Consider the following 252-nt stretch of genomic DNA (forward strand, 5'->3'; position numbering starts at 1 on the left):
ACCGTACCACGGCCAAGGCGCGCACGATTGCCGAGCATGGAGCGCTCGTCTGTGATTCGGTGGAGGAGGCGGTGCGGGGCGCCGCGATTGTCGTTTCGATGCTGGAAGCCGGGCCGGCGGTCGGCGCAACGATCGCCGCCGCGTTGCCGGCGATGCCGCCTGGCGCGCTCTGGATCGACATGAGCTCGACCCGCCACGACGAGGCGCTGGACTTCCACGCGCGCCTGGAGGCGCAGGGCATGCGCTTTCTCG

1 protein-coding gene is annotated in these 252 nt (G+C 70.6%); it reads left to right on the top strand.

Features of this window, described 5'->3' with window-relative positions; translation table 11 throughout:
- On the top strand, window positions 1-252 hold a 252-nt coding region (locus KVT32_RS30835; RefSeq protein WP_254637099.1), incomplete at both ends, for an NAD(P)-binding domain-containing protein.

It is taken from the genome of Achromobacter sp. GbtcB20 (genome assembly GCF_019091095.1).
Classification (GTDB): domain Bacteria; phylum Pseudomonadota; class Gammaproteobacteria; order Burkholderiales; family Burkholderiaceae_B; genus Achromobacter; species Achromobacter mucicolens.